Here is a 7,272-nt window from a genome sequence, read left to right on the forward strand (position 1 = left end):
AGTGGGCGCGAGGCGAGACATTACGTCTCGTTTCATGCGCCCCGCATCTGCATTATGTAATCAATGCAATAAAACTTGTCTTTTCAGGCAATAAAATTCCATTCTTTGCAGGAGAGCGCTTTTTCTATAGAGATGCTCCCTCGCCCGTTCTCAGCAGGATTTCGACTATGCCTCCTTATCGTTCACGCACAACCACACATGGCCGCAACATGGCAGGTGCCCGCGGGCTCTGGCGCGCGACCGGCATGAAGGATGAGGATTTCGGCAAGCCGATTATTGCTGTGGTCAATTCCTTTACACAGTTCGTTCCGGGCCACGTCCATTTGAAAGATCTCGGCCAGCTTGTCGCGCGCGAAATCGAAAGCGCTGGCGGCGTCGCCAAGGAATTCAACACGATTGCTGTCGATGATGGCATCGCCATGGGCCATGACGGCATGCTGTATTCGCTGCCATCGCGTGAAATCATTGCCGACAGCGTCGAATATATGGTCAACGCCCATTGCGCCGACGCCATGGTCTGCATTTCCAATTGTGACAAGATCACGCCGGGCATGCTGATGGCGGCATTGCGCCTCAACATTCCCGTGGTGTTCGTTTCCGGCGGGCCAATGGAAGCGGGCAAGGTTGTCTGGGATGACAAGGAAAAGAAGCTTGATCTGGTTGATGCCATGGTGGCTGCCGCCGATGACCGCATTTCCGACGAAGAAGTGAAGGCCATCGAGCGTTCCGCTTGCCCAACCTGCGGCTCCTGCTCCGGCATGTTCACCGCTAATTCCATGAACTGCCTGACCGAAGCGCTCGGCCTGTCCCTGCCCGGCAATGGATCGACACTGGCGACCCATGCGGATCGTCGCCGCCTCTTTGTCGAGGCTGGTCATCTGGTGGTTGATCTTGCCCGCCGCTACTACGAGCAGGATGATGAAACGGCTCTGCCGCGCTCCATTGCCTCGTTCGCAGCATTTGAAAATGCCATGACGCTTGACATCGCCATGGGTGGCTCAACCAATACGGTGCTGCATTTGCTGGCCGCTGCCCATGAGGGCGAGGTTGATTTCACCATGAGTGACATTGATCGTCTGTCGCGCCGCGTGCCTGTTCTCTGCAAGGTTGCGCCTGCCGTTGCCAATGTGCACATGGAAGATGTGCATCATGCGGGTGGTGTCATGGGCATTCTCGGCGAACTTGACCGTGCGGGTCTGCTCGACACGTCTGTTTATTCAGTGCATGCGGCCAATCTCGGCGCGGCACTTGACCGCTGGGATGTGGTGCGCAGCAAGAACAAGTCGGTGCATGATTTCTTCATGGCTGCGCCGGGCGGTGTTCCGACACAGGTCGCATTCAGTCAGGAACGCCGCTTCGCCGATGTTGATCTCGACCGCGAAAAGGGTGTGATCCGCAATCTTGAGCACGCCTATTCCAAGGATGGCGGTCTTGCTGTTCTCTACGGCAATCTGGCGGAAGATGGCTGCATCGTCAAAACCGCCGGTGTCGACGATTCGATCTTGAAATTCTCTGGCCCCGCCCGCATTTTCGAAAGTCAGGACAGTGCTGTTCTGGGCATTCTCAATGGCGGCATCAAGCCCGGTGATATCGTGCTGATCCGCTATGAAGGTCCTCGCGGCGGACCCGGCATGCAGGAAATGCTCTATCCAACCAGCTATCTGAAATCAAAAGGTCTTGGCAAAGCCTGCGCCCTGATTACCGACGGTCGTTTCTCCGGCGGTTCGTCAGGTCTTTCCATTGGCCACGTTTCACCTGAAGCGGCTGAAGGTGGCCTCATCGCTCTGGTGCAGGACGGCGATATCATCAATATCGACATTCCGAACCGTGGGATTCATCTTGATGTGGACGATGCTGTTCTGGCTGACCGCCGCGCGCAGATGGAAGCCAAGGGCACTGCCGCCTGGAAGCCTGAGGAAAAGCGCAAGCGCAAGATCACAACGGCACTGCGCGCTTATGGCGCCATGGCCACCAGCGCCGCCAAGGGTGCCGTTCGCCAGATTCCGGATGACTGGAACTAACCTGGATCAAACCGACCTACTGGAAGCGCGCTTCCAGTAGGTCGATATCCCTGACCATCTTCGTGGCAATGGTGCTTTCGAGCCGTCTTGCCCTGACAAGGCGATGGATTTCCTGCCGCTCTGCCCTCAGCGCCGTGATGCGCAGCAGTTTCTCGATCTCTTCACTGCGCGCCACTTCTTCGCGCTCCTCGCCCAGATGCATACGCCCATCAATGCGCTTGCGATAAAGCTCCATGATGTGGTTGGCAACATCCGTATAAATGTCAGCATCGGCGCGCCCTGACGCGAGATCGTGCTGGGCGCGCTCGATTGCCATGATGGCCGCTTCCGCCGCCGCAATACGCGCATAATCCTCTTCACGCTGGTTCGAGTCCTCGACTGGCAGATCAATGTTGCGCAGAAGCCGGGGCAGACCGATACTCGCCATAATAAGCGACAGGATGATCACCCCCGTTGCAAGAAAGATGACGAGATCACGGGCCGGAAACAACGAGCCATCATAAAGAAACAGCGGCAGCGTCAGAATACCCGCCAGAGTGATTGCGCCACGTACACCGGCAAAGGACATGGTCGCGATGAGTTTCCAGCTCGGCTTGACCACGGCTTCACCCTGTGCGCTGCGCTTTGCCATGGTGACGCGCCATGACCCCCAGACCCAAAGAAACCGCAAGGTAGCGAGAACTGCATAGATCACCACGACATAGACGAGTAGCCACCAGGGGCTAGATTCGCCCGCCTCCTGCACGTTTTTGACCGCGCCGGAGAAGATGCTGGGAAGTTGCTCGCCCAGCAGTACAAAGATGGCGCCATTTGCGGCAAACTGCGCTGTGTCCCACACCGCCGTGCGGCGCACCCGCGTTAATGCCATGGATTGCGTGGTATTCTCGGCATAGCTCATGGTGATACCGGCAGCGACAGCAGCAAGAATGCCTGACGCGTGCACATGTTCTGCCAGAAGATAAGCGCCGAACGGAATGAGCAGACTGATAAGGATTTGCGAGCCACTCTCTTCACCGAGTTTGCGGGCAAGGAAAGCCTTGCCGCGCGTGACGCCAAGGGTGACACCAATACCGATGGCAATGCCGGCAAAAGCGAGCCACAGGAAGGTGAAGAAGGCTTCGGTGATTGAGAAACTGCCTGTCAGCATCGCAGCGACCGCGAAGCGCATGCATACGAGACCGGACGCGTCGTTGAGAAGAGATTCCCCTTCAAGAATATGCATCATGCGTGAGGGGATCGGCACACGGGCGGCAATGGCTGACACCGCAATTGGATCTGTTGGCGAGACGATTGCAGCCAAGGCAAACGCCACGGGCAGCGGCACGGACGGGATCATCCAATGTACGAAGAAACCAACGCCGATCACCGTAAAGATGACAAGGCCAAGCGCCATTTCCAGAATGATACCCTTATCCCGGAAAAGCCCCTCTTTGGGTATACGCCAGCCGTCAAGAAACAGCAGCGGCGGCAGGAACAACAGGAAGAAAATGTCCGGATCAAGCTGAACGCGAATGGTGGTAACCGAAGCAATCGCCGCGCCAAGACCGATCTGCACCAACGGCAGCGGGACAGCCAAAGGCAGTATGCGCACGATGGAGTCGCTGACCACAACGGCCAATAGCATCAGCAGGACGATGGTGATTGTTTCCACGGCGAATCCATTTTGATTGTCGGAATAGGATGAAGGAAAGGCCGGTGCTTTGTCGAGGCGAACCTTGGCAACTTTGCGCCCAGATCGTGCCTATTGGGTGAAATGGCGCCGTGACCAGACATTTTCGTGACAATCAATTTTACGTTTACGTCAATGTAATACTTGCAAGCGTGCCGCCTCTCGCCATAGATAGGATTGTTGAGTAGCATGGCAGAGGTTGGAGGACCGAAAGCCAGCTACAAGGAAACCATCAGGGGAGGTTAATGTGGCAAAAGAGACAACGCCGGTAAAAACATCCGTGACAGCCAAGCGCGCCGGTACAAAGGCAGCGCCAGCCAAAACGGCGAAACCCGCCGTCACGACTGTAAAAGCCGCCGCGAAAAAACCCGTCGGCGAGGTCAAGATAGCAGCAAAGGCCGTGAAACCGGTGGCAGCAAAACCAGCTGCCAAAACGACACCAGCAAAATCAGTTTCGAATACAAAGACCGCAGCGCCTGCTATTGCTAAAACGGCCAAGCCCGCGCCGAAGCCACGAGCAGCCGCTGAGCCAGTGGCAAAAGCTGCATCTGCCAAACCTGCCGCCATAAAGAAAGCCACAAAGGCAACCGCACCTGCTGTCAGCGAAGTCAAACCTGCGGCGAAGGCAACAGCCAAGGCAAACAGCACAGGGCCTGCAAAGGTGACCGCGAAGGCCGCGACCAAAGCAGCATCGGCACCAAGCTCCGCACCCGTCGCAACAACAAAGCCGGCTGCACAGAAAGCACCTGCAAAGAAGACACCGGCACCTGCGGCATTGAAAGCTGCTGCGCCAGTTGCGCAGGAAGCCAAACCTGCCGCAAAATCCAAACCTGTCACAAAATCCAAGGCTGCACCAAAGACTGCAACCGAGGCAAAGAGCGCAGAACCTGCAAAGGTGACCGCGAAAGCCTCGGCTAAAGCAGCACCGGCACCAAGCCCGGCACCTGTGGCAGTAACAAAGCCTGCCGCGAAGAAAACAGCGATAAAGGCCAAAACTGCTGCACCCGCTGCTGCCAAGGCTGCGCCCGCAAAAGCCGCATCTCTGGCAAAAATGCCCGAGCCGAAATTATGGGTCAAATCCTATCCTGAAGGCGTTCCCGCCGAGATCGGACCGCTGCCTTACGAGAATATCAACGAACTCTTCGCGGCAGCCTATAAAAAGTACGCCAACCGGCCAGCCTTCACATGCATGGGCAAAGCCATGTCCTATGCGGAAATGGATCGCCATTCCCGCGATCTCGGCGCGTGGCTGCAGTCACGCGGACTGGTCAAGGGTGATCGCGTTGCCGTTATGATGCCGAACATCCTGCAATACCCGGTCGCCATTGCGGCGATCCTGCGTGCAGGTCTGACGGTCGTCAACATCAACCCGCTTTATACGCCACGTGAGCTTGAGCACCAGTTGAAAGACAGTGGCGCCAAGGCCATTATCATTCTGGAAAACTTTGCGATAACGCTGCAAAAAGTTCTGACGGCAACGCCGATCAAGCATGTTGTCGTGGCAACCATGGGCGACATGCTGGGTCTCAAGGGCCACATCGTCAATCTGGTGGTGCGCCGCGTCAAAAAGATGGTGCCAGCCTGGACCCTGCCCGGCCATACACCCTTCAAGACGGCCCTTTCGCAGGGTGCAGGCCTTACGCTGAAGCCGGTCGAAATCAAAAGTAACGATGTTGCCTTCCTGCAATATACTGGCGGAACGACAGGTGTGTCCAAGGGCGCTGTCCTGATGCACAGCAACATTGTGGCCAATGTCACGCAGATGCGCTTTTGGGTTGAGGTCGGTTTCAAAAAGAAGGGTCGCCCTGATAATCTGACCTTCATTTGCGCACTGCCGCTCTATCATATTTTCGGCCTCACCGTGAATGCGATGATCAGCATGGAGCTTGGCGGCAACAATATCCTGATCCCCAATCCGCGTGACATTCCCGCCTTCGTCAAGGAATTGCAGAAGGTGCCGATTCACGTCTTCCCCGGTCTCAACACGTTGTTCAACGGCCTTCTCAACAATGAGGATTTCCGCAAGCTGAATTTCACGGGTCTTGTCCTGTCGCTGGGCGGCGGTATGGCGGTGCAAAGGCCGGTTGCGGATCGCTGGTATGAAGTGACCGGCAACCTGATCACGGAAGGTTTCGGTCTTTCCGAAACCTCGCCTGTTGCCTCGGCCAACCGGCTGGATGCGACGGAATTCTCCGGCACGATCGGTACACCGCTTCCGTCCACGGATTTCTCCATTCGCGACGATGATGGCAAGGAATTGCCCCTGCTGGAAGTCGGCGAAATCTGTATTCGCGGACCTCAGGTCATGGCCGGCTACTGGAACCGTCCGGATGAAACAGCCAAGGTGATGACATCGGACGGCTTCTTCCGTTCCGGCGATATGGGCTATATGGATGAACGCGGCTACACCAAGATTGTTGACCGCAAGAAGGACATGATCCTGGTCTCCGGTTTCAACGTCTATCCGAATGAAATCGAAGAAGTGGCCATGGAACACCCCGGCGTGCGCGAAGCGGCGGCGATTGGTGTTCCCAACGAGCATTCCGGCGAAGTGGTCAAACTCTTCATCGTGCGCAAAGATCCGCTGTTGACCGAAGATGCGATCAAGGCATTCTGTGCCGAGCGACTAACCAACTATAAGCGTCCCCGAACCATTGAGTTCCGTGATGAACTGCCGAAAAGCAATGTCGGCAAAATCCTGCGGCGCGAGTTGCGCGGCTGACAAACACCAGAAAGCCGCCCCATGCGGCTTTCTTCTTTTTCATGTACCCCGATTTTAAATGGGTTGCCCGACATCAATCCGGTTGCCGTCAAGGTCCTCGAAAACAAAGGCACGTAAACCATAGTCCTTGTCCTTCAGCCCTTTGATGATACGCAATCCCTGCGCCTGACAGATCGCATGCAACGCGTCGACATTATCAACCATCATATGGATAACGTTGAAGGGCGCGGCTTTGTGGTCTTTCTGCAGGGTGAGATGCAGTTCAGCATTATCGCGCTTCAGAATCATGAAACCAACAGGGCTGCCGTTCTGGAAGGTTTTAGCGAAGCCAAGAACCTCAGTGTAAAAGTGATGGGCGCGGGCCATATCACCGACGGGTAGCATGGCAGCGATGCGTCCGAAATGGATGGAATTGGCGGGGGTATCGTTCATATCATAACCTCATGGTTTGAAGGCCCGCAGCTCTACCGGACGGTGCCAGATCAAGCCGCTGCTTTCGTCAATCAGATCATGAGACGGTGCCCACACATCGTTCCTATACATTGCCGCGTTGGTTCACTCAATGCTGCTTTTGCATCCATCAAAACATAACCGCTGCAACAATAATGATTGTGGTGCGTGGTTCGACAAGCTTGTCTGTTAGAGATGGTATAATGTGAAGAGGTCCACGTACCCTTTCCCGGCACGTGGACCGATTGACAGGATGCCGTTTCGACAAGCGGACATTGCAGTCCGATGGTGAGCAAGGCCCTGTCATTCGATGACACCCGAACAGTTGCAAGGGGCACCGACCCCGTATGACAAGCCAGGGAACCTCATCATGACACAGTTTGATCGTTTTGTCGGCATTGATGTGAGCA

At 55.9% G+C, this 7,272-nt stretch carries 5 protein-coding genes; 2 read left to right on the top strand and 3 right to left on the bottom strand.

Annotated features, from left to right (window positions below; translation table 11 throughout):
• Positions 1-167 precede the first annotated feature (167 nt).
• Complete coding sequence (ilvD, locus tag AB4Y96_RS14105; protein ID WP_441918143.1) at positions 168-2,021, top strand: dihydroxy-acid dehydratase; 1,854 nt, start codon at positions 168-170, stop codon at positions 2,019-2,021.
• A 16-nt stretch (positions 2,022-2,037) separates the two neighbouring features.
• On the opposite strand, the gene AB4Y96_RS14110 is transcribed toward ilvD, so the two are convergent.
• Entirely contained in the window at positions 2,038-3,672 is a 1,635-nt protein-coding gene (locus tag AB4Y96_RS14110; protein WP_091879125.1) for a Na+/H+ antiporter, read from the bottom strand.
• Between the two features lie 150 nt (positions 3,673-3,822).
• Positions 3,823-4,767 carry a hypothetical protein gene (locus AB4Y96_RS14115; RefSeq protein WP_441918151.1) on the bottom strand — a complete coding sequence of 315 codons (945 nt, stop codon included), beginning with the start codon at positions 4,765-4,767 and terminating at the stop codon, positions 3,823-3,825.
• On the opposite strand from AB4Y96_RS14115, the gene AB4Y96_RS14120 reads away from it, so the two are divergent.
• A complete protein-coding gene (locus AB4Y96_RS14120) occupies positions 4,673-6,412 on the top strand; it encodes a long-chain fatty acid--CoA ligase (RefSeq protein ID WP_441918150.1) in 1,740 nt (579 codons plus the stop codon). The two genes, AB4Y96_RS14115 and AB4Y96_RS14120, sit on opposite strands and share 95 nt — an antisense overlap.
• Positions 6,413-6,466: 54 nt before the next feature.
• On the opposite strand, the gene AB4Y96_RS14125 is transcribed toward AB4Y96_RS14120, so the two are convergent.
• Positions 6,467-6,844, bottom strand: a complete 378-nt coding sequence (locus AB4Y96_RS14125) for a glyoxalase superfamily protein (RefSeq protein ID WP_441918144.1) — start codon at positions 6,842-6,844, stop codon at positions 6,467-6,469.
• Between the last annotated feature and the right edge of the window lie 428 nt (positions 6,845-7,272).

This window comes from Phyllobacterium sp. TAF24 (assembly GCF_052113785.1).
Classification (GTDB): domain Bacteria; phylum Pseudomonadota; class Alphaproteobacteria; order Rhizobiales; family Rhizobiaceae; genus Phyllobacterium.

Excerpts from the sequence above, each read along its gene's own strand:
- AB4Y96_RS14125 (WP_441918144.1), bottom strand. The coding sequence starts at position 6,844 with ATGAACGATACCCCCGCCAATTCCATCCATTTCGGACGCATCGCTGCC.
- ilvD (WP_441918143.1), top strand. The coding sequence starts at position 168 with ATGCCTCCTTATCGTTCACGCACAACCACACATGGCCGCAACATGGCA.